The following is a 22,206-nucleotide window of genomic DNA, read 5'->3' as shown; positions in this document are numbered from 1 at the left end:
TGGACCCGGCGGGTAGCGGCTCGGGTTAAGGCGACGGTCATACCCATCGCAGTGCGCCCTCCCGCCACGCCCACGCGACCGCGACGAACAACGCGGCCAAAAATAGGAACATCTCGACGATCGCGGTGGTGCCCATCTGTGCGACGACCACGGCCCATGGGTACATGAACAGCATCTCGACGTCGAAAGCGAGAAAGACCAGTGTCGCTGGATACCAGCGCACGTGATACCGGGACAGCGCGTGCTCCTCGGGCCGCCACCCCGACTGGAAGGGAAGCGACGTCAACGCGGCCGGCCGCACTGCCGTGAGCCGATGCAGGCCATACATCCCCGCGACGCCAGCTAGCGAGGCCAGCAGCGTCGAGGCCAGACCGGCATACATGGCTGCACTCCTTTCACCCGCGCAGGGCGCCGAGTCTTGTCCACGTCCGATATGCGGAGCAGACCAGACTATGGTCTACCACGCTTCGACGACCCAACGTGAACCGATTGCTGCCCTTAATTCTCGGCCGCGTCACCGCCGCAGGCGACCTACGCAGCCCGAAAGTTGACCCGTAATGGGTATGCGGCGCCAATCAGCTTGCGCGCCCGCTGATTCGGCTGACTCCCCGACGTCCAGGGTGGGTCCGGTCTGTCCGGGGTGGGCTGCGCGCCGCCCGTCAGCAGAGGTCAGCGCGTGGTGGCTGCCGGTCCGGGCGGTGTTGGTGGCTGCACTCTCATCACGAGGCATTCCGCGACGGCCTTGTCGGCGCCACGGGCGTCGACGGACAGATGTCGATACACGGTCTGCCAGGCACCTCGTCGGCCTGACGCAACCCCGCCTTGGTCAGGTCATCGAGCAACTACCCGCTGGGAGAGATAAGCGCCATGGCCGCAGCCTGATCCCGCTACGCGACTAGACCACCGCTCGCGCAGCCCTTTCGCATCCGCGCCGCATTCATGGCCGTGGCTAGGTTCGTCAATTGGACGCGGTTCGTCCCATGAATTCGATGGCACCCTCGATCCGAGGGTTCGTGTAGCCACGAACATGGTCGGCGCGGTGCTTCCGCATAGGTGTGATCAACGGCGTACGCCGCGTAGTCATGAGCCATCAGTCATGAAACATAACTAGTACGTTCGGGTTACGACGAGACCAACTCATCGAGGTCAGCCGGCGCGGGGTACCAAGCGGATCACCGGCAGTTGGCGGTCCGTCTTCTGTTGATACTGCGCGAAGCGGGGCGAGGCCGCGGTGATCTGTCGCCAAGCGTTTTCGCGCGTCGTGCCGTTGAGCTGCTCGGCGCTTACGGCTATCTCGCGACCGGCGACCTCGATATGAATCTCGTCGGGATGTGCGGCGATGTTGTAGTACCACGCCGGGTTTCTGGCCGCGCCGGCGGCTGAGGCCACGACGAGCCAGCCGTCATTGCCGCTGCGGAAATAGCCGACTGGAGTGCGACGTTGTGCTCCGGTCTTGCGGCCCACTGTCGTCAGGACCAATGCGTCCATGCCGCCCATGAACTTGCCGCTCTTTCGGATTCGGCTCATGGCCCAGTTGTTAAACCACCGCATCGCGCGACTTGCGCGCGGTTGGCGAGAGCCGCGGGTGCCGTTGGGGGTATCGAAGCTCATGTGACCTCCTGAGTGATCCAACCGAGTGCTTTTGCGGTCTATCCCGTTTCGGCGATCAAGGCCTTGGCATCCCGCAGGTCGGCGGTGTCAAACCCCTCCGAATACCAGTCGTAAACGGCTGCCAGAACCTTCACCGGGCGGTGCCGGTTGCCTTGCTTGTACCGGAGTCGGGTGATGCTCATTGCCGCTCGTAGCTCCCAGGACTTGGCCTGCTGACGGTGCGCAATGTCCATGGCCCGCCGAAAACATTCTTCCGCCTCGGCGGCGTTCGCAGCGTCCTGTTCGAGTAGTAGCTGACCTTTCTGCCGATACGCTTCGGCCGCGTAGAGATGCTCGTCGTTGTGCTGGACCCACCCCAGTGCCTCTTCTGCGGCACGCAGGCCATCGTCAACATTTCCGGCTCGTCCGTAGGCCTCGCCCAGCACGGTGTAGAACCACGGTAGGACGGCTTTAGCTCCGGTTGCGTGCCGCGCATCCAGCGCCTCGTGTATGTTCGCGATGCCTTCCATCGCATGTCCCTGCTGTGCCTCAGCCCACCCCCGGGGGAGCAGGCACCAGGTGCGATATGCCTCGAAGCCGTGCTCGATACATAGCGCCAACGCCTCCTCAGCGCGGGCCCGCGCAGCCTGAGGTTCTCGGAGCAACTGATACAGATGGGCGGAAAAGAGAAGTGTCTGCGCCTCGCTGAAGGGATGCGCCAGTCCGCGGGCGCGTGCCAGGGTTTCGTCCATACTGTGCACGGCTTGGTCCGGATACCCTAGAACCCACTTGGTGAGGGCTCGGATCCAACCGCAGCAGACTCCAGAGTCCTGTCCATAGCTGACCAGGCTCGCACGATGCTGCTCAGGATTGTAAATAGCCAGGCCTTCACGGCTGTGGTCTAGCGCTTCTTTCAAGTCGCCCTGCCACCACGCGGTATTGGCCAGCATCCGGTGGCCCGCCGCAAGTACGAGCGGGTCTCGCTGCCGGCGCGCCAGCTCGAGGTAATCCGCGGCCAGTTCCCGTGCCGGTGGCATCTGGCCCTGCGCGATACGCGCATACCAGTACCCCCACAAGGCAGCGAACAGTTCCGGTGTGCTGCCCCCTTGACGGGCCAGCTCACAGGCCCGGGTGTAGACGTGACCCACCGCCTGTTGGCCCTGCGTGGCGCCCAGCGCAGCGCCCAGCATGATCTGCAAGCCGAGCTCCTGTTGCGCGCGTTCCGGCGTCTCGGGCATGGTGCCCAGGACTTCCAAGCCGCGCGTCACATGGGCAACCGCCTCCCGGTTGGCGGAGCGCTGAAGTGCTCGCTGCCCCGCGGCTTGCCAGTAGGGGACGGCCTTGGCGGTCAAGCCGGCTTCGCCGTAGTGGTGGGCGAGCAGTTCCGGCTCCGTTGCGACGGTCTCGCGGAACCGAGATTCGAGTACTTCGGCGATGCGTAGGTGATGGCGCTGACGGGTGCTCTTCAACAGTGACTCGTAGGCCGTGTCCTGGATAAGGGCGTGTTTGAAGCGGTAGGTCGCTTGTGGCGGCAAACCCTGTTGGTAGAGAAACTCGGCGGTTACCAGCTGCTGCAGTCCCTGCTTCAGCGGGCCGTCGTCCCACGAGGCGACTGCTTTCAGCAGCGGATACGTGAATTCGCGCCCCACGGTGGCACACAGCTGCGCCAGACCCCTGACCGCCGACAAGCGGTCCAAGCGTGCCATCAGCGAGTCATGCAGCGTGCTGGGAATCGCCAGCGGCGGGAGCCGGCTCGTCAGCGCGTACCGGTCTTCTTCCTCCCGCAGAAGGCCGGATTCAAGGACCATCTTGGTGAGCTCTTCAACGAACAGCGGCACACCGTCGGTCTTGGCGACCACCTGCCGCACAACCTCCGCCGGCAGTTGCTTGCCCTGCGTAACGTGGCCAACCAACTCGAGCACCTCATCGGGTGGAAGGCGAGAAAGAGTCAGCTCGGTGACACCTGAGCGGGCCGGCCATGGCGGCGTGAAGTCCGGGCGATAGGTGAAAAGAGCCATCACGCGGACGGTGGAAAGCTCCTCGACGAGAAGACCGAGCAGTTCCAGCGTGGTGGGATCAAACCAATGCAGGTCCTCAATGACGAATAAGACTGGTTGCTGAGCTGCTCGCTGCATCACGACATCTATCAGCGCACGCAGCGTCCGTTGCTTCTGCTGTTCGGGGGATATGTCGAGCGACGCGTAGTCATCAGTCAGCGGAATGGAAAGCAGGGAGGCGAACAGCGGCACGGTCTCCGCCAAAGGCCGACCGTTTTGGACCAGAAACCCTTCCAGCTTGCGCAGTTTCTGCTCCGGCGACTCCTGACGTTCGAACCGCAGCACGATGCGCTCGAGTAGGTCGATCACCGGATACAGCGCCGAGTGTTGATGGTACGGCGAACTCTGGCCTGGGATGAGCCACGCGTCGCCTTCGGCGGCAATTTCGGTAAGTGCCCGTACCAGTCGGGACTTGCCGATCCCGGCCTCGCCGCTCAGCAGCACTACTTGCCCTTGCCCGTCGAGTACTTGGGTCCACCGGTCTAGCAGCAGCGCCACTTCGCGTTCGCGCCCGACCAGGGGGGTCAAACCGCCCATGCCGAGCGCTTCCAGGCGCGTGCGGGCGCTGCTCTCCGACAGCACCCGGTACAGCTGGAGCGGTTGTGCGACGCCTTTGAGCGTTGGGGTTCCTAACGATTCACAGGCAAACAGGCCTCCCAGAAGCTGATGGGTTGCGGCGCTGATTACCAGTGTGTTTGGAGCGGCAACGCCTTGCAGGCGGGCGGCAATGTTGGGTGTTTCGCCCAACGCCAGCTCTTCGCGGCGCGCGTCGCCCCCGAGCGCGCCCACCACGACCAGCCCGGTATGGCACCCCAAGCGAACATCGAGTGACAACCCGCGCTTATCGACCAGACCCGTGTTGAGCTGCGCTATGGCCTCCACGATTCCCAAGCCGGCGCGAACGGCTCGGTGCGCGTCGTCCTCATGGGCTCGGGGGAAGCCGAAATAAACAAGCAGGCCATCGCCGAGAAATGCGCCGATATGCCCGTCATAGCGGGCGATGACCTTTTCGCAAGTGTCTTGATAGATCTGCACCACCTCGCTGAAGTCCTCGGGGTCGAGCCGCCCGGCGAGCGGAGTGGAGTCAACGAGGTCACAGAACAGCACCGTCAGGTGCCGACGTTCTGCGAATTGTGCCGAAGTATTTTCTGGCTCAGTGATTTTGGCGGTCGTCCGCGGCGGGCTGGTCCAGGCCAAGCCGAGTCCATCCTCAGTCACGGCGTCAGAATGTGCGTAGAGCAGCTCCTCCTTGAGTGCGTCGAGATCATCATCGCCGAGATCGAACTGGCGCCTGAGCGCGCGGTAGGAGACCCGGCCTCGACTGCGAAGTAAGTCAAACGCCTGATCAACGACCGCGTAAAAATCCATGACAATCCCGCCTTCGGCATAGTCTCCTACGCCCCGAGACATTGCGATCGACAAACCCGTCTCAGGAGTTTCAATCCGAGTGGGGCCGTCCCCGTTTTTTCCGGTGGTGAACCGACTCGTCTCTTCCACTAGGGCACCTTTGGCTTGACTTCCTCGATGACCCACTGCGCGTAGTCGAGGTAAGCATTGACGTCCTTGACCGGCGGGATCGGCACCCCGGTCATCGTTACTCCCAGCTCGGCGAACCAGCCGAGTTGGTCGATGATTTCCTCTGCGCTCATGCCGGGTTGTTGTGTGGGGTCGTCGATGGCAACGTGTCCTTCGCCGACTTGCGAGCTGCCCAGTCCGTACAGCACTTCGAACGGCCGTCCGTCGTACGTTGGCTGAGATTTGATGAAGTCGATCTTCGCGGGAATGTCCGCCGGACTCGTCAGCCACGGGAACCAACCTGATGCGTATCGGGCCGCGCGCTTGAGCATCGGCTCGGCGTCCCCGCCGATCCAGATCGGCAGATGCGGCTTCTGAACCGGCTTTGGCTCGAACGCAACGTCTTTGAAGGATACGTACTTGCCCTCGAACCCGGGCGAATCGCTCGTCCACAGTTCAACGATGGCGGCAAGGTATTCGTCGGCCATGCGTCCGCGCTCGTGGAATGGCACGCCGAGAATCTTGAATTCCTCTGCGTCCCAACCGACGCCGAACGTGACTGTGATGCGCCCGCCGCTCATCCAGTCTGCCGTCGACAACGCCTTGGCCATGATGACTGGGTGTTGCAGCGGCAGCAGCGTCACGCACGAGTTGACCCGGATGCGTTGTGTGGCGCCGGCAATGCACGCCTGCGCGACCGTCGAGTGAAAGTAGTGGGGTCCTGACAGCTCCACGTGTGCGTTCGGGACGATGAAGTGTTCCGGGATCGGGATCATGTCGTAGCCGAGGTCCTCGGCACGTTTGGCCATGACGATCTGATCCGGACCGGTCACGTCGAGCTCGAAGGGCTGCGTGAGTGCTTTGACGCGGACGGTGTTTGGCATTGCAAAGGAAAATTTCATGGGGCACCGTGCCTTTCGATAACCGACACGGCATGGGGAGTACCCAGCCGGCCGGCCTTCTTGACCGGGATATGCCCGGCCTCGACCATCCAGCGGATGGTGTCTCCGAGGGTCTCTTCCCCCGGTCGGAAGCACAAACCCGACTTCGCCACAAAGCGGCTCGAGTCCGCGGGTGGCCACAGGGTGTTGATCGCCATTGATTCGGCTGAGATCTGCGTCTCAAACGGCACCAGCTTCTTGGCGCGATCCGCGGTGGTGCCTATCGCGCGTATTAGCCGCGGCGAGACGCGTGGACTGAAGATGCGCCGCCCAAGCAGCGCTTCGAGGCGCTCGCGTAGCTGGTCCCACGCATAAAAGTGGCCGCCGATGATGTAGCGCGCGTCCTCGAAGGCACGGCTGGGTGGATGCGCTAACAGCCATTGGTGTGCCTGCGCCAGGTCGCGCACATCGACACACTGGAAACCCGTTGTACTTCGCGGCAGCATCTGCCCGACGAAGGTTGCCAGCGCGCGGTTGGCTGCACTGAGCTTGGGATCATCGGGCCCGACGACGGCGACCGGATACGTGATCTGCACCGGCAAGCCGCGCTGCTGCAGCTCGCGGACATACTCTTCGCTATCGCGCTTGGATCGCGAATACGCCTCGGACACATCGGCCAGCGGCGTTGATTCGTCGACGCGGGCGGCTCCGGGATGAAACAACGCGGCGACGCTGGAGACATACAGCATCTTGCCGATGCCGAGCGCGTGTGCGGCGCCGAGCACCGCCCTCGTCGCGCCGACGTTGGTGTCGTAGGTTTCCCGGCCCTTACGCGGGTCCAGCGACACGGATGCCGCGGCGTGAAACACGGCATCGCAGCCGGCCATCGCGTGCTGCACGGCTGCCTGATCGGTGATGTCGACGGTGACGAAGCGCTCGATGTGCTGACCGCGAGACTCGAACCAGCGCCGCGCCCTTGGTTCGTCGCGTACCAGCAAGCGCATCTCGTGGCCCGCATCGAGCAGCGCCAGTACGGTGTGAGCGCCAACTAAACCGGTCGCGCCTGTGGCGAAGACCCTCATTCGCCACCGACCCGCACCTCCACCACGGTGAACAGCTATTTGAGCCATTCCGCCCCCAACGTCACCCACTGCCTGGTGCAACATGCCAGCACCCAACCACTCTCGGCTGCGCAATTCCTCATCCAAATGGGTGAGGTCAGTTGCGCGTTGACACGAGCAGACTCGAACCGGCGAATCGAGGACGTGCGATGGGCGCGTCGATGAGTTCCCGCGCCTAGAGGCGATCCATTTCACGGGCCATGCAGGAGTACTCAAGGAATGCGTAGTGTCTCGGGCAGTCGTGACGCACTGGGCGGGCATCTCGCCGCGAGCTCGCAACCATGCGGCGAATGGACGTCAAGAGAACCGAGGCTGTCCCGGTCCAGCGGCGTACCGTCGGCTTCGCCCGCACAACCACCGCCGTGCCGAACATGACCTCCTGCTCGGTAATCAAGACTGGCGTACGAGATGCGCCCTCAACGGTGGGCTCACGATGCCGTGCACCGGTATCGGTGTCTGGTGTTGCGGTCATTTCCACGCCCCTCACGGCCGAGATTGATTGCTGATGAGGTGCCGCCCCTCGATCTCGACTGGGCGGTCTTGTCGTAGCTGTGATATCGGCGGCGCGCATGTGATTCCTCCGTTCGTGTCATCGTGGGAACAGTTCGACACTTGTGCTGGCTCACGTTCCGTTACTGGGAATAGTGGATCGCGCTGGACCAATCGACATGAGTGGTGCACTACTCACATTTCGCAGCATGACGGCGTGGTACCACGCATACGCGATCTCGCGCCGGGGTCTTGTCCGCTCGCCCGAGACGACGAGAATCAAGTGTGGCTTCGTGCCGGGAAATGGAGTGGGAGACGGCGATGGCTGACAGCCAGATGCGGGCACTCGTGGACCGCCACATGAGTGCCGAAGGTCAAGGAGATATCGACGGCGCGGTAGCGGTGTACACCGACGACATCGAGCATGATGTAGTCGGATTCCCCAATGGCCCCACTCGCGGTAAGGACGGGGCCCGCGGCTTTTATGCCTACCTCACCGCCAACTTCCGCAGCGAAAGCTGGAACATTTTGCACCGGTACGTGGCCGGCGACGCGATGATCCTCGAAATGCTCATGACGGGCACCGTGATCGGATCGTTGCTCGGGCTTCCGGGCAACGGGCGGCGCATCAGTTTTCGGATGTTGCATGTCTTCGAGTTCCGCGACGGGCTGATTAGCCGCGAGAATGTATGGCTGGACACGGCCGCGGTGGTTAGTCAGTTGGATTGACGCGCTGTCGCCATGGCGTTGCCCGGGCGCGAGAACTAGATGGTCCCGGCACGCTGCGCGTCGAACGAGCAGCCGGAGGCACGACTCAGTGACGACAGGCAGTTCCGCGTGCCCGACAGCTAAAGATGAGTAGCCCACTACTTACGTGCCTTCGCGAGACCGAAACAACGATGGCCTCATGGCTTGCAACCGCTACGGCCAGCCGACTTGTCCCCGCCTGAGAGGCCATCATGACCGTCGACACGATGCCTACGCCCGTTTGCCCGAACGTCTTCGAGGCGGGGCTGCCCATCTTGGCCTACGAGCAGGTGCCCAATCCTGAGGAGGCGCACCGGCTCATCGCGCAAGCCCGCGCTCGGGCGCCGATCGCCATGGGCACCCACGGGCCCGAAGTCTTGAGCTACGAACTTGTGCGCTCGGTGCTACGCGATTCACGATTCCGCGTACCACAAGGGATGTTCCTTGCCGCACAAGGCATTACCTCCGGCCCAATATGGGACCGCGTCGCCACCAACCTGATCAGTCTCGACGGCGCCGAACACCACCGGCTACGCCGCCTGGTGTCAAAGGCCTTCACACCCCGAGCCACCGCACGGCTGCGCACGACGATCCACGACGTCATCACCGAACTCGTGGACCGGCACACGGCTCACGGGCGATGCGAGGTGGTCGCCGACATCGCACGCCAATACCCGATCCCCATCATCTGTGCGCTGCTCGGCGCGCCAGCCGAGGACTGGCAACTGTTCTCCGACTGGACCGACGACATCTTCAAGGTCTTCGGCTGGAACGTGGCTGGCCAAACTCCCTCGATCCTCACGGCCTGGGAGGCGCTAGACGCCTACATCGATGACATGGTCGCCGACCGACGGCACACATTGACAGACGACCTGATCTCCGAGCTGATCCGCGCCGAAGACGACGGCGATCGCCTGGGCACGGACGAGCTGCGCATGCTCGTCGCCGGCCTGCTGATGGCCGGCACCGACACCACCCGCAATCAGCTCGCCGCCGCGGTCCACGTGCTGTGCGATCATCCCGAGCAGTGGGCACTGCTCGGACAGCGGCCCGAGCTGGCAGGCAATGCCGTCGAGGAGATCATGCGGCATTCCCCGGTGGCGTTCGCGATGCTGCGCACCGCCATCGATGACGTCGAATTCGCCGGTGTCATAATGCCGGCCGGCACCCTGGTCCTCGCGAATATGGCTGCGGCTAACCGGGATCCCGCCGTGTACGACGATCCCGACCGCCTCGACATTACCCGCGACGGCGCCCCGGCGATGCAGACGTTCGGCGCGGGCATGCACTACTGCCTCGGTTCGCACCTCGCGCGCCTTGAGCTCGCCGAAGCCCTCACCGTCATGACGCAACGCATGCACAACCCGCGCCGCACCGGACCGGCCCCGTGGAAGCCGCTGACCGCGCTCAGCGGCCCGACCACCCTACCTATCGAATTCGACACCGGAGATTGAGCATCGGCCAGCGCGGCGAACGGATCCACCAGCGGCGCCAACGCGGGACATACGACCGTTGGCCTCAATCTCGGCGGTTTCATGGAGTGAGTGCGAGCACAAGACCAACGAGTTCGGCTTGGCGGTGGGTGTCGGTCTTGTCGAAGGCGTGTTGTAGGTGGGTGCGAACCGTCTCATACGACACGGACAATTCGTCGGCGATTTGTTTCAGACCTGCACCGCGGGTGAGCCGCAGCGCGACTTCGGCTTCGCCCTCGGTGAGGCGGTAGAATCGGCGCAACAGCCTTGTGGCGGAATCAGTTTCGCGTTCTGGATCCTTGATCAGGACCAACGCCGATGGCTCCGCTACCCTTTCATTAGTTTTGGTGCGATGCAGCGGGATCACCTGAATCACATAGGGACGCAGGCCCGATGGGCGCCTACAGATCAAGGAGCTTCCGCCACGAACCCCTGAATCGCCGCCGATCAGCGCACGATGCAGCGCGCGGTGCAGCTCCCGCTGGGTCTGAATAATTGCTGACCCGAGGCGTCCCGATTCGACGCGCAGTCCGTCGTGGCCGCGCAGAACTTCTTCGGCAGTGGAATTGAGACTGATCACCCGGCAATCTGTTCCGACGATGATGAGACCGTCGCGGATCGCGTCGAGCGCTCCCGAGAGGTCAGCGCTGCGCGCTCGGGCAGCTTCGAGTTGGTTGTGCGTGCGCACGGCCTGCTGCAGATGGACCACCAAGCCGCGCATTACCTTCGTGCGTTCGGGCGTGTCGAGCGACGCCTTCGGTGAGATCACCAGGAAACAGGTCGGGTGCGGACCCTCGGTGAGCCGGACGAATAACCCGTCCTCCATGCCGTTAGGGCGCATCCAGTCGTTGTAGAACTCGGGGTTTCGATTCGGAACAACGATTTCCGGTCCGGTCCGCACCACGCCGACCGGACTTTTGTCCACCGCAGCGAGCACATAGTCCAATCGCTGGTAATGCGTCGCATAGCTTTCGAAGGCGGCCACGGGAATCGTTGAAGCCTGGAACGACCAGAGCGACCAGGGTGTAGCGTCGCGCCTCAACAGCGAACCGCCTGTCGCGCCAAGCGCGCGCTGAATGTCGCGGATGGCCGCGTCCCACTGCTCGGGCGCGGCGGCCGCGGCGTAGATGTCGGCTACGAGGCGCGAGAAGTCCTCGACCGTGACCGTCGCCCGGCGCCGGATTCGCTCAGTCATCGGCTTAGCGCGAGTAGTAGACGGACGAGCTCAGCTTGGCGGTGGGTGTCAGTTTTGTCGAAGACGTGTTGCAGATGGGTGCGAACCGTCGTCACCGAGACCGACAACTCCTGTGCAATTTGCTTGAGGTTCGCGCCGTGCATCACGTGTAGGGCAACCTGGGCTTCCGCTTCGGTGAGCTGGTAGAGCCGGCGCAACAACGCTGCGGCGGGTTCGGGTTCGTCCTCTGGGTCGATAATCAGCACCAGGGCCGTTGGCTGCCGGAGTGGCTCATCGGCATTGCGGCGGTGCGAGGGCAGCACGTGAATGACGTAGGGCCGCTCGCCCGAGCGCCGAATGCAGCTGAGCGACCGGCCTGTGCGAATGGCGGACCGCTCACCGACAAGGGCATCGTTAATAGCCCGATGCAGCTCTTGTTCGACGTGCGCGGTTGTTGCGGCGATGCGTCCTGACCGTATGCAGAGCCCGTCTTCCGAACGAAGAATCCGTTCGGCGGCCGAATTCAGGTTTATCACCAGATGCTCGCCCGCGACGATGAGTATCCCGTGCCGGACAACCTCTAGCGCGCCTGCCAGCTCAACCGCGCTGTTGGTCAGCGCCGCTAGTTTCTCCTGCGTGCGCAGCGCCTGTCGCAAGTGTGGCACCAACCCGCTCATTAACTTCATACGCTCAGACGTGTCGAACGACTCGGTGCGCCTCGGCGCCGCCACGATCAAACACGAGGGGCGTTGTCCACTGGTCAGGCCCACGAACAGGCCGTCTTTGAGTTCGTTCGGTCGCAGCCAGTCGTTGTAGAACTCCGAGTTCGTCCGCGGCGCAATCAGCTCTGTCCCGGTGCGCACCGCGCCGACTGGACTGTTTCCCACCCCAGCGAGCACATAATCCAGGCGGTAGTAATGCTCGGCATAGGACTTACCGACGTCAGCCGGCGCAGTCGTGGCCTGGATCGACCACACTCCGTCCACGGCTTCACTGAGCGTGCCCACCGTCCCGCCTAGGCTGCGGCAAACTTCGTCGAGGGCCGGCTCCCAGTGCCGGGGAGTGACCGCGGCGGCGTAGATGCCGGAGACTAGGCGCGAGAAGTCCTCGACCGTGACCATTGACCGGCCCCTGATTCGCAGGCTGGTATCCGCATGGGCAGCTTCCTAGGTGTGAATCCTATGAAGAGAAGAGTAGCTGGATCTCACCCATTTGCATGAGGCATTGGGCGAGTCATGGTGCTTGTGTTCAGGCATGCTCACGCGGGCGGGTGTTATGTCGTCCGCTGCAGCGCCTGTCGTAGCTGCGGCTGATCGGCCGCGCCGCCCGGATGAGGGCAGCCACCGACGGGGTAGGGCGGCGCCAGCGATTACTGAAATGAGACGGCATGGTGGGTGCCGGGACGATCAAGGACCGGTGCGCCTGAGGTGGCCGCTGACGGGCCGCGCCGAGGAGATGCGGCTCATCGAGGCCGTGCTGTGGGATCCGGATCCTTGCGGGATGGTCATTCATGGGTCTGCCGGTATCGGCAAGAGCCGGATCGCCCGCGAAGCGCTGTCGTTTGCGGCATCAAAAGGATGCGAAACCCATTGGGCCGTGGCGACATCGTCGTCGCAAAAAATCCCGCTGGGCGCCTTCGCTCATTGGGCCGGATCGGCCGTGGGTGACACGCTACAACTGGTAGGCAGCGTGATCGAATCGCTGATAGCGGCATCGGGCGGGAGCCAAGTGGTGATCGGCGTTGACGACGTCAGTTTGCTCGATGACGCGTCGACTTTTGTGTTGCATCAGATCGTCCAGCGCCGCGCGGCCAAGCTCATCCTGACGTTGCGGGACGGGGAACCGATCAGCGCGGGGACGCGTGAGCTGTGGAAGGTTGCCCAATTCGGACGGCTCGATCTGCGGCCATTGTCACCTGAGGAAACGACCGAGCTGCTATTGGCGACCCTGGGTGGACGTTTGGATCCAGACGCTGTCCGCCGCTTATGGAACCTGACCTGCGGCAACGTTTTGTACCTGCGCAACATCGTGGAGCAGGAGATCGCCGATGGCCGGCTCGTCGAGCAGCACGGTCGTTGGTGCTGGGTCGGCGACCCGGTCGTGCCGCCCGATTTGGCTGAACTGATCGAATCGCGCATCGGTGCCCTGCCGGCACCGGTGAACGATGTAGTCGATGTGCTGGCGGTCGGCGAGCCGATCGAGCTGGGGTCGCTTACGCGTATCACCGATCCCGCGGCTGTCGAGGAGGCCGACGTGCGCGGCCTCCTCACGCTGGACCAGGTCGACGGTCGTGTCGAGGTGCGGGTGGCGCATCCGCTGTATGCCGAGGTGCGTAAGCGGCGTGCGGCACCCACCAGGCTGCGCCGGTTGCGGGGATTGGTCGCGGCTGAACTCGCCACTGCCGGCCGCGCCGACGTGCGGGCGGTGGTGCGGCGAGCGGTGTTGAGCCTCGACTCCGACCTTGAGCCGGACGCCGACCTTCTGACCAGAGCTGCTCCGGGGGCGGTGTGGCTGATGGATCTGCCCCTGGCCGATCGGCTCGCCGATGCGGCCATCCGCGCTGGCGGGGGCCCGGAAGCGAATTTCCTGCGCGCGTATGTCTTATCGTCGCTGAGCCGAGGCGAGGAGGCCGACGCGGTACTCGCGGACATGCCCACTAGCGAATTGGCCGACGGCGAGCGTGCCAGGCTCGCCAATCTGCGGGCCACCAACAGGCTGTTCACCCTCGCGGATCCCCAAGGGGCAAAAAGGCTGATTGACGACGCGACGCGCGCGATACCGGCGCAGGCGCGCAGCTGCATCAACGCCTTTCTCACCGTGTACTGGGCGGCGATGGGCAGGCCCTACGCCGCCCGCGAAGCGTCGAAAGGTGTTGTGCTGGAACAGCTATCCGATGTGGCCGCGCGCTTTATAGCGTGGGCTAGAACTGTTGCCGCAGGGGACGCCGGTCGCACCAGCGAAGCCGCGGTCGCCGCGAACACCGGATACCCCGTGGCGGTGCGTGGCTTCGTCATCATCACTGACGCGCACGTCGGCGCTCTGTTGCTGGCTGGTCAGATACCGGAAGCCCGGGCAGCGGCCGAGTGGCTGCGCCAACGGGCGTCCAACGTTTCAGGCCCGGGCCACCTACAGAGTGCTCCCGTCGCGGCTCGCGCCGCTCTTGGCGCGGGCCGCCTCGATGCCGCATGCGCGCTTCTTGAACCCGTCATCGACACGTTGGCGGCGTCCGGCGAGCGCAACGGATGGGTGTACCGCTGCCAGATCCCACACACGATCGCGCTCGCCATGCGCGGATCAACCGGTGATGCCGTCGCCGCACTTGCCCGGCTTGAGCAGCAGCGGCATCCGGGTTGGCGCTACCTCGACTACGAGTACGAGCTGGCTCGCGCGTGGGTGGCCGCCTGCCAGGGCGCTGTCAGCAATGCAATCGCGATGACGCTCTCGGCGGCCGGGATCGCCAGCGCCAATGGGCAATTCGCTGCCGAAGTGATGTGTCTGCAGACCGCGGTGCAGTTTGGTGACGATTCCAGTGCGCCGCGCTTACGCGAGCTCGAAACGATCGTGGAAGGACCACGCGCCGGTGTTGCGGCCCGATTCGCTGAGGCTCTTCATGTCGGGGATGCGGCTGTATTAGCGTGGGTGTCGCAGGAATTCGAGCGCATGGGTGATCGGGTTGCGGCGATGGACGCGACCGCCCACGCAGCTATCGCATATCGCCGACAGGACAAACGCGGGTCGGCGTTGGCATGCTCGACGCGCGCCGAGGCGTTCGCGCAGCAGTGCGGCGGCGCCAGCACACCGGCGCTTCGGCAGGCCGCCGAGCGGGTGCCGGTGACCGGTCGCGAACGAGAAATCGTGATGCTCCTCGGTGAAGGGTTGTCTAACCGTGAGATCGCTGCGAGACTGACGCTGTCGGTCCGTACCGTCGAGAACCACATCTACAATGCGATGGGCAAAACCGGCACGGCCAGCCGCGACGACCTCGCCGCTCTGATGCGTCCACGCATCGCCAAGCCCCGGTAACGACGTCAGCGCGAGGCGCTCGCAGAACGGGCATTGCGATGGATGCAATCGTGGACGGTCGGCTGCTGCGTTCCGTCCAAATCCGTAGACCGTTCAGCTGGATACCAGGCACGAGATGCCTTCATACTGTCGAGGAAAGACGGCGCCGAATTCACAGGCATAGCAAAGGCGGGCTGCTCAATATGCCTGGTACCGCGCAGGCGGGTCGCGCTGCAGCGCCCAGGGGCGCCCGGAGCACTGATCTGGTACATGACCGATCGATCATTACCGTCAACGAAAATGCCGGCGCGGCATCGAATCTGAAAGCACTATCTGCTCCCACCGAAGCCGCGGCCACCTTGGGCCAGCTAGAGCGATAACCGCAACGGCGTTGTAGTCGCCAGCGCGTCTGTCGCCCGCCTATTGACCGGCGAGCGCGAGATCCTCGGGACCGGCAGCTGCCGCTGTATCGAAGCCGTCACTCCAGTCGGCCGTGTCCTTTGCCGGGCTTGTGTTACATTGTGGCGTTCATGTCGATGTGGCTCAACCCTCCAAAGGCATGATGCAGCAACAGCTTTCGAGTTCAATACCCCCCCCTGGGGAAGTGCTCGGTATCGATCGACAATACGCAAGTCGTGATTTTGCGTTACCTGTGCGATCGAGCTGCGGCTGAGGACGTACTAGGCCCAGCTGGATCCAACGGCGCTGTCGGTGGAGGCCATGTTGGCCCCGGCGGTTTGGACTTTTTGCCCATGGGCGTTGGCCTGCTCGTAGATGACCTGGAAGTTGCGGCCCAACTGGGTGATGAACTCTTGGCAGGCCACCGAACCCGCACCGCCCCAAAAGTCCCCGGCGGCAAGCACATCGCGGATGATGGCCTGATGCTCGGCCTCCAAGGAAGCGGCCTGGGCGCGGATCAGGGCGCCGTGGGCGTCGACGTCGCCGAATTGGTAGTTGATGCTCATCGTCGGTTCTCCTAACTGCCTAGCATCTGCTGTGAGGCTTGCTCTTGCTGTTCGTAGTTGTTGGCGTCGCGGATCAGGCCGTCGCGCACCCCGTGCAGCATGGTGACGATGTTGCGGAACGCGGTGTTCGTTTGGCCCATGGTGTCGTAGGACGCGGCCTGAGCGGTCCCGCTCCATCCGGCACCGGCAATGTTCAGCGAGGACGCCCACATCTTGCGAGCTTCATCTTCGACGGTTTGGGCGTGCACATCGAAACGGCCTGCCATGGATCGCATCTCGTTCGGATCGGTCATAAAGCGTGTAGTCATTGGAGTGTTTCCTTACCTGGAAATCATCAGTTTTGCTCGACGTGGCCGGCGTGATGGCCGCCTGCCAAAACGAATTGGTGCTCTCCTTTGTTATCCGACGGTCGCCGAGGGCGGTACCACTGTCAGGCGGGGCATGAAGCGAAGGTCGGTTTCGCCGACGTTGCCTATGCCGCGCCCGGGCATCGTTGCCAGCGGCGCGCCGAGCATGCTTGCGGGAGCCCCCGTTGTGGCTCCTGGGGCAGTGGCCAGGCTGGTGCTGGGCAGCGCCGTCGCGGCAGGACTCATTGCCGGGGCCGCCGAAGCCCAGGTTTGGGGCACCGACAACGCCCCGACCGTGGCCGCGCGGCCCACTCCCGCCGACACGGCCGCCCCGCCGAGTCCTGCTGAGCCGGGTGCTCCCAGCGCGCCGGACGCGAGCGCGCCCGTCAACCCCGGTCCCGAAGCTGCGGTGCTGGCGGCGGTGACGGCCGGCATCAAATTCTTCATCTGATTCGCGTTCGAGAGCAGCGAACTCGATATCCACCCGACCGAACTTGTCATCGACAACGCCGGATTCATGGAACTGAGCGACGAACTCAGCGACGACAGCGACCCCGTGGACGACTCGGACGTGGACGATAGCGGCGAGGCGAGCTGCTGCAGAGCCGTGGGCACCGTGGAGGTCACCTGTGACAGGACCGCCTGGGTGTCGGTGCTGGCCGAGCTGCCGACAGCTTGGCCGACCGCGGTCCCCTGTCCGGCCAGGCCGGCCGGGTTGCTGGTGGGCTGCGGCGGGATGAACTGGGTCAGGAGCGACGCACTGGCCGAGGCGGCCGCGTAGCCATACATCGCGGCGGCGTCCTGGGCCCACATCGCCGTGTACTGTGCCTCGGTGGCCGCGATCGCGGGCGTGTTTTGCCCGAGGATGTTGGTCGCGATCAGCGACAGCAACAGGCTGCGGTTGGCCGCGATGACTGGTGGCGGCACCGTCATCGCAAAGGCTGCCTCATAGGCGGCCGCGGCCTCCATGGCCTGCGAAGCCGTCTGCTGTGCCGTGGCGGCAGTGGTGTCCATCCACGCCACGAAGGGGGCGCTCGCGGCGGCCATCGCCGTCGACGCTGGACCTAGCCACGGTCCGCTGGTCAGCTCCGCAACTACCGAGGAATACGAAGCGGCCTCCGCATATAGCTGCTCGGCGAGCCCCTCCCAGGCCGACGCTGCGGCCAGCATCGAGCCCGGCCCCGGACCGGCATAGATCCTTGCCGAGTTGATCTCGGGTGGCAAAGCTGCGAAATCCATCATTTCACCTCGGAATGCTTAGCCGGCCGCGATCGCGTTGGCGGCCTCGGTGAGCGCATACGAGTCAGCGCTGACACCAAGGGTTTTCGCGACCAATTCGTGGATCGCCGCAGCTTGGGCGCTGACGGCCTGGTACATCTGCGCGTGCGCGGCAAACTGCAGCGCCGTCAACGCCGACACCTCATCGGCGGCGGCGGGACCCACCCCGGTCGTCGGTGTGGCCGCGGCCGCGTTTTCGGCGCTCATCGCCGAGCCGATGCCCTGCAGGTTACCGGTCGCCGCCGTCAACATTTGCGGGGCGACGGTGAGTGAGAACATGGATTTCTCCTTGGAGACTTGGGATTACGGACATGGGCTGACCCCGTCCGCTGCGGTGTGTTAAGGCGCTGGTGCGGTCGCCGCGGCATGGAAGCCGCGTCGCCTGATTCGGCTAGACAGCGTCAGGGAGGATTGATGTGTTCAATGGCCCGGCATTCATCCGGGCGAAAGGGGCGGCAGAGATTGGTGATGGTGAGCGAGTGCTCACCGATCCTCGTGGCGTAACACAATGGCCTGCCGCCGGCCGATCACCGGCGAGCTATGCAGAACCGCGTCAAGAGGTCTCGACCGGTGAAGGCAATGGCAGCCGCGCGGGGCGGGGCCCGCCCGACCGGCACCACAAGTTTGACCCGCGAACCTGCGACGGCGACCACCGCGACCGCGAGACCGAGTTCCACCAGCGCGGTAACCGGCCCCGGCACCGGCATAGCCCCGAACACCTTGGAGCATTTGGCGGCCAGGCCGCGGTAAAGCGAAGCATGGTCGGCCTGCATCCCGGGCCCGCCAGTGCCAGACCCGCCATCCGCCGATGTCACGAAGGCGTGCGGTGGGTCAAACGCGAGAGGAGCGAAATGCACCAGCCCGCACCCCAGGGCGCCGAGGGCCAGCCACACTGCAGCCGCGATCGCGACGACAGCGCGCAACCGCACCGAACTGCCTGCGCCGCCGGGTTTCATAGTGTCTCAACTGTACCTGTCTATAGGGGGGTATGCCATACATAGGGCGGTCGATACCGCATCGTGCCCGGGCCGCGATCGTGCCTCCTGGCGGCCCTAATGCTGCAGCTCAAGCAGATATCAGCAGTCGGGCCGCAGGGACTGACGCGCACAATTGCACCTCCATCCCAAATACCCCTACCCACCGGAGGTATAGCGGCGCCCGAGCTGGCATTCCTCTACCGAGGCGGTAATCGGTGCGTCGGCCCGCTCGCACGACAACACCAACTCGCGGCTTCGATCTATCGGCCCGGACACATAAGGACTCACCCGGCAGGCGATGCCCCCGGCCGAGCCGTTGGCAGCTGTTCACGTCGAATCCCTTAATCGCATGGGGATTTCGCGCCGATCGGGTGCTTAACGGTGGATCCTGCGGATTCACATGGGTCATTACCAGGTGACGACATCGAGGTGACCGAACGTGAGCAATCTTGCGCCTGGTTGCGTGCCGATGCCATTCTGCGGCGACTCTTTGGGGTCAGAGTCGTCGTCATCGCGGGCCGGCGTCCGACAGGATGACCAGGAGACGGGGACACAGATGCCTTGCCATGTGGCGGTGTGAATCGCCGGCGTCGGCCCCGGCCGGTTATCGCCGGTACCGCCGCTTGGAAGCCGCCAAGCTCGGAATGAGCCGGTTGCAGGTCGCGTGCGGGTTCGAGACGGTAGAGGGCAACTGCGGCGATGATGCCGATGAGAACCAGCCCGCCCCAAACCAGTGCGCCGGCGCTCAGCCGTTGTGCCGCACCGAATATCGATCCGGTAGCCAGGTTGCCGACGAGGATTCCGGCTCCGACGATGGTGTTGTAGAACCCATAATGGGTGGCCACGAGCCGGCCTCCGGCCAGCGAGACGACGGTGTCCATCTCGAACGGGAAGACCGCGGCCGAACCGACGGCCAGCAGCGCCGCCGACACCAGCAGGGCCCCCACCGCCGCGGGTGTCCCGAACCGATGGCCGTCGGGGACGACCGTCAGCGGCACGAACGAGGCCGCCAGGATGGCCACACCGATGGCCAGGCTACGTCCGGATCCCCAGCGTTTGGTGAACCAGCGGGTGATGCGCAGCTGTCCGATCACCGCAACCAGGCCAGAGACAACGAAAAGAGCTGCAACCAAAGCCTTTCCAGAGCGCGGCGTCAGCATCGACGCCTGCAGCGGCAGCGCCAGGTACACCTGGAAGGTCAATACGTAGGAGCCGATCATCGCCGCCGCGAAGAGCAGGAACGGCCGATTGCGGGCGACAACCCGCCAGTCCTGCAGGAACGACTTCTGCTGCGGCGCCGAATCGACACCGCGTCGCGGCAACGCCAACAGCTGCGCCACGGTCAGCACTGCGAACACGGCCGCCGCTGCCGCCGCCGTGACCTGAAAGTCGACGGCCACCAGGACCAGTCCGACCAGCGGACCCAACAGGATTCCGGCCTGATAGAAGAGGTTGAATATGGCGAAGGCCTCCACCCGGCGATCTCCGGCGTCAGCGGCCAGATAGGCCCGCACCGCCGGGTTGAACAACGCGCCGGCGAACCCGGTGGCCGCCGCGGCGATCAGCACAGCCGGCAACGACTGGGCCACCACAAGCAGCGCGAATCCGCCTGTGCGCAGCAGACATCCAGCCACGATCAACGGCTTATAGCCCACCCGGTCGGCCAGTGTGCCGCCCACGATGAACATGCCCTGCTGGGAGAAATTCCGCACGCCGAGCACCAATCCGACCGCCCAGGCCGCCAGCCCGAGCGGGCCAGCCAGGTACCCGGCCAGATACGGCATCAGCATGTAGAAACCCATGTTGATGCCGAACTGGTTGAGCATCAGGACCTGGCTGGGCCGGTCGAAGCCTCGAAACCGGGTGAGGAAATCCCTCATGCGGCTGCGATCAGTGCGGGATTGACGACGGTGCTGGTGCGAGTCCAGGAGGTCACCACCTGCTGGGTGGGGTCGGTGATGACGGTGGGCTCGGCGACGGGTTGCCAATCCAACAGCTGGTGCTGGTGGCAGTAGTCGTCGTTGTAGATGGTGTCGAAGTAGCGTTGCGGACCGTCAGGAAACACCGCGGCGATGCGGGTGTCCTGCGGGAAGGTGCGCGCGGCCCAGCCCGCGACCAGCGCCACGGCCCCCACGCTCCAGCCGCCGCTGGCGAAGTTGCTGGCCGCCAAAGTGCGGCACGCCCACACCGACTCCTGCGGGGCCACCCAGTGCACCTCGTCAAAGGCGGCGTAGTCGATGTTGCGCGGATAGATGCTCGAGCCCAGCCCGCGCATCAACCGGCTGGCCACCGGCTGACCGAAAATAGTCGAGCCGATGGTGTCGACCCCGATCAGCTTCATCGCCGGGTTGAACTCGCGCAGCACCCGCGCCACCCCGGCCGAATGCCCGCCGGTGCCCACCGAGCACACCAGCACATCCACCCCGCCGAGCTGATCAAGCAGCTCCAACGCCAACGACCGGTAGCCGGTGATGTTGTCGGGGTTGCTGTACTGGTCGGGGCACCAGGCCCCCGGCTCGGCGGCCAACAGCTGGGCGACCCGGTCTTTACGGGCCTGTTGCCAGCCCCCCACCGGGTGCGGCTCGGTGACCAGCTCGACATCGGCGCCGTAGGCGGCCAGCATGTGACGCACGATCGGCTCCATGCCGGTGTCGGTGACCACGGTGACCGGATGCCCATAGGCCTGGCCGGCCAACGCCAGCCCCAACCCCAGGCTGCCGCTGGTGGATTCCACGATGCGCGCCCCGGGAGCTAATTCGCCGCGGGCCCGGGCGGCTTCGACCATGTGCAGGGCCGGGCGGTCTTTCATGCTGCCGCCGGGATTGAACCCTTCCAGCTTGGCCCAAAACCCGCGTCCGGGCGGGGCGAACGGCGCCTCAATGCGCAGCACCGGGGTATGGCCCACCATCGCACCGGGACGCCGATAGGTGTCGGTGCCGGGCAGGGCGCACTCACGTGGCTGAACAACTTTGAGCGCCGGGATCGGGTGAACATAGTTATCGAAAGACAAAACATCGGTCATGAGAATCGTCGCTTTCTTGCGAACGCCGCGAATCAGTGCGGCACTTGACAGGGGTCAGCGATCACCAGCCGCCGAGCACACACGTGCTGCAAACGACCTGGCGCTGACCAGTCAGCGACGAGACAAGCAGAACCGGGTCAACACGTCTTGACCGGTAACAGAAAGAGCCGGGGCGCGCGGGGGGCCGCGCCCGGCGGGCACCCCAAACCGGGCCAGCCCACCGGTCAGCGCCACGGCGGCCACCGCACTCAACGCGATTAACGCAGCCACCACCGCGCCCGAGCGCGGCAGCACCGCCGTGGTGAACTGCTCGTGATGGTCGCCCGAGGAACCCTTGCCCACATGCGGATGATCGACATCAACGGTGAACTCACCACCCAGCGAAGCCACCAACGCATGCGCCGACTGCGACATCGAAGACTGCGACACCGAAGACTGCGAATGCCCCATCACGCTGTGGGCACCGATGAGAACCCACGCCGTCAACCACGCCGCAGCCCCCACGGCCACTACATACCGGAGCCGAGGCAACCCGCTAGCGCCGCCGAATATCACGACACACCGGCCCT

Annotated in this window: 17 protein-coding genes and 1 pseudogene; 3 read left to right on the top strand and 15 right to left on the bottom strand. The window is 64.6% G+C overall.

Annotation, left to right across the window (positions count from 1 at the left end; all coding sequences use genetic code 11):
* Positions 1-37: 37 nt before the first annotated feature.
* From DQP57_RS13035 to DQP57_RS13015, 5 genes are all read right to left on the bottom strand, one after another.
* A complete protein-coding gene (locus DQP57_RS13035) occupies positions 38-382 on the bottom strand; it encodes an NADH-quinone oxidoreductase subunit A (protein ID WP_008257416.1) in 345 nt (114 codons plus the stop codon).
* Between the two features lie 764 nt (positions 383-1,146).
* Positions 1,147-1,611, bottom strand: a complete 465-nt coding sequence (locus DQP57_RS13030; protein WP_371265831.1) for a nitroreductase/quinone reductase family protein — start codon at positions 1,609-1,611, stop codon at positions 1,147-1,149.
* A gap of 38 nt (positions 1,612-1,649) precedes the next feature.
* Positions 1,650-5,015, bottom strand: a complete 3,366-nt coding sequence (locus DQP57_RS13025) for an AAA family ATPase (RefSeq protein ID WP_014942237.1) — start codon at positions 5,013-5,015, stop codon at positions 1,650-1,652.
* Positions 5,016-5,143: 128 nt separating this feature from the next.
* A complete protein-coding gene (locus DQP57_RS13020) occupies positions 5,144-6,064 on the bottom strand; it encodes a TIGR03619 family F420-dependent LLM class oxidoreductase (protein WP_008257414.1) in 921 nt (306 codons plus the stop codon).
* On the bottom strand, positions 6,061-7,125 hold the full coding sequence (locus DQP57_RS13015; RefSeq protein ID WP_008257412.1) for an NAD-dependent epimerase/dehydratase family protein: 1,065 nt from the start codon (positions 7,123-7,125) through the stop codon (positions 6,061-6,063). Before DQP57_RS13015 ends, DQP57_RS13020 begins: the two co-directional genes overlap by 4 nt.
* A gap of 849 nt (positions 7,126-7,974) precedes the next feature.
* Between DQP57_RS13015 and DQP57_RS13010 the strand changes: the two genes are divergently transcribed.
* Both DQP57_RS13010 and DQP57_RS13005 read left to right on the top strand, forming a co-directional pair.
* Positions 7,975-8,382 (top strand): nuclear transport factor 2 family protein, encoded by a 408-nt coding sequence (locus tag DQP57_RS13010; RefSeq protein WP_225325687.1) that lies wholly within the window; start codon positions 7,975-7,977, stop codon positions 8,380-8,382.
* A gap of 230 nt (positions 8,383-8,612) precedes the next feature.
* Positions 8,613-9,854: a cytochrome P450 gene (locus DQP57_RS13005; protein ID WP_008257410.1), complete on the top strand. Its 1,242-nt coding sequence runs from the start codon at positions 8,613-8,615 to the stop codon at positions 9,852-9,854.
* Positions 9,855-9,933: 79 nt separating this feature from the next.
* On the opposite strand, the gene DQP57_RS13000 is transcribed toward DQP57_RS13005, so the two are convergent.
* Together DQP57_RS13000 and DQP57_RS12995 are read right to left on the bottom strand one after the other, a co-directional pair.
* On the bottom strand, positions 9,934-11,067 hold the full coding sequence (locus DQP57_RS13000; RefSeq protein WP_008257409.1) for a helix-turn-helix transcriptional regulator: 1,134 nt from the start codon (positions 11,065-11,067) through the stop codon (positions 9,934-9,936).
* Positions 11,064-12,167 (bottom strand): helix-turn-helix transcriptional regulator, encoded by a 1,104-nt coding sequence (locus tag DQP57_RS12995; protein ID WP_008257408.1) that lies wholly within the window; start codon positions 12,165-12,167, stop codon positions 11,064-11,066. Before DQP57_RS12995 ends, DQP57_RS13000 begins: the two co-directional genes overlap by 4 nt.
* 334 nt (positions 12,168-12,501) lie before the next feature.
* Here DQP57_RS12995 and DQP57_RS12990 point away from each other — a divergent pair, with 334 nt between their 5' ends.
* Complete coding sequence (locus tag DQP57_RS12990; protein WP_225325686.1) at positions 12,502-15,069, top strand: helix-turn-helix transcriptional regulator; 2,568 nt, start codon at positions 12,502-12,504, stop codon at positions 15,067-15,069.
* 659 nt (positions 15,070-15,728) lie between these two features.
* Here the strand turns inward: DQP57_RS12990 and DQP57_RS12985 are convergent.
* The 8 genes and pseudogenes from DQP57_RS12985 to DQP57_RS12950 all read right to left on the bottom strand — a co-directional run bounded on the left by DQP57_RS12985 (position 15,729) and on the right by DQP57_RS12950 (position 22,147).
* Positions 15,729-16,013: a WXG100 family type VII secretion target gene (locus DQP57_RS12985; RefSeq protein ID WP_008257405.1), complete on the bottom strand. Its 285-nt coding sequence runs from the start codon at positions 16,011-16,013 to the stop codon at positions 15,729-15,731.
* An 11-nt stretch (positions 16,014-16,024) separates the two neighbouring features.
* The gene (locus tag DQP57_RS12980) at positions 16,025-16,321 is read right to left on the bottom strand and encodes a WXG100 family type VII secretion target (RefSeq protein WP_008257404.1); all 297 of its coding nucleotides are present in this window, start codon (positions 16,319-16,321) and stop codon (positions 16,025-16,027) included.
* Between the two features lie 90 nt (positions 16,322-16,411).
* Complete coding sequence (locus tag DQP57_RS12975; RefSeq protein WP_014942231.1) at positions 16,412-17,602, bottom strand: PPE family protein; 1,191 nt, start codon at positions 17,600-17,602, stop codon at positions 16,412-16,414.
* Positions 17,603-17,617: 15 nt separating this feature from the next.
* A complete protein-coding gene (locus tag DQP57_RS12970) occupies positions 17,618-17,917 on the bottom strand; it encodes a PE family protein (protein WP_008257399.1) in 300 nt (99 codons plus the stop codon).
* Between the two features lie 248 nt (positions 17,918-18,165).
* On the bottom strand, positions 18,166-18,594 hold the full coding sequence (locus DQP57_RS12965) for a hypothetical protein (RefSeq protein WP_008257397.1): 429 nt from the start codon (positions 18,592-18,594) through the stop codon (positions 18,166-18,168).
* Positions 18,595-19,250: 656 nt separating this feature from the next.
* Positions 19,251-20,495, bottom strand: a pseudogene (locus DQP57_RS12960) (MFS transporter); the annotation flags it as partial.
* A complete protein-coding gene (locus tag DQP57_RS12955; RefSeq protein WP_008257392.1) occupies positions 20,492-21,637 on the bottom strand; it encodes a PLP-dependent cysteine synthase family protein in 1,146 nt (381 codons plus the stop codon). The pseudogene DQP57_RS12960 and the gene DQP57_RS12955, both read right to left, overlap by 4 nt.
* Positions 21,638-21,748: 111 nt before the next feature.
* Positions 21,749-22,147, bottom strand: a complete 399-nt coding sequence (locus DQP57_RS12950) for a hypothetical protein (RefSeq protein ID WP_008257390.1) — start codon at positions 22,145-22,147, stop codon at positions 21,749-21,751.
* Between the last annotated feature and the right edge of the window lie 59 nt (positions 22,148-22,206).

Source organism: Mycobacterium colombiense, assembly GCF_003284935.1.
GTDB classification, from domain to species: Bacteria; Actinomycetota; Actinomycetes; order Mycobacteriales; family Mycobacteriaceae; genus Mycobacterium; species Mycobacterium arosiense_A.
Note: the sequence above shows the minus strand (reverse complement) of the source record. Positions and strands in the feature narration are given on the sequence as shown.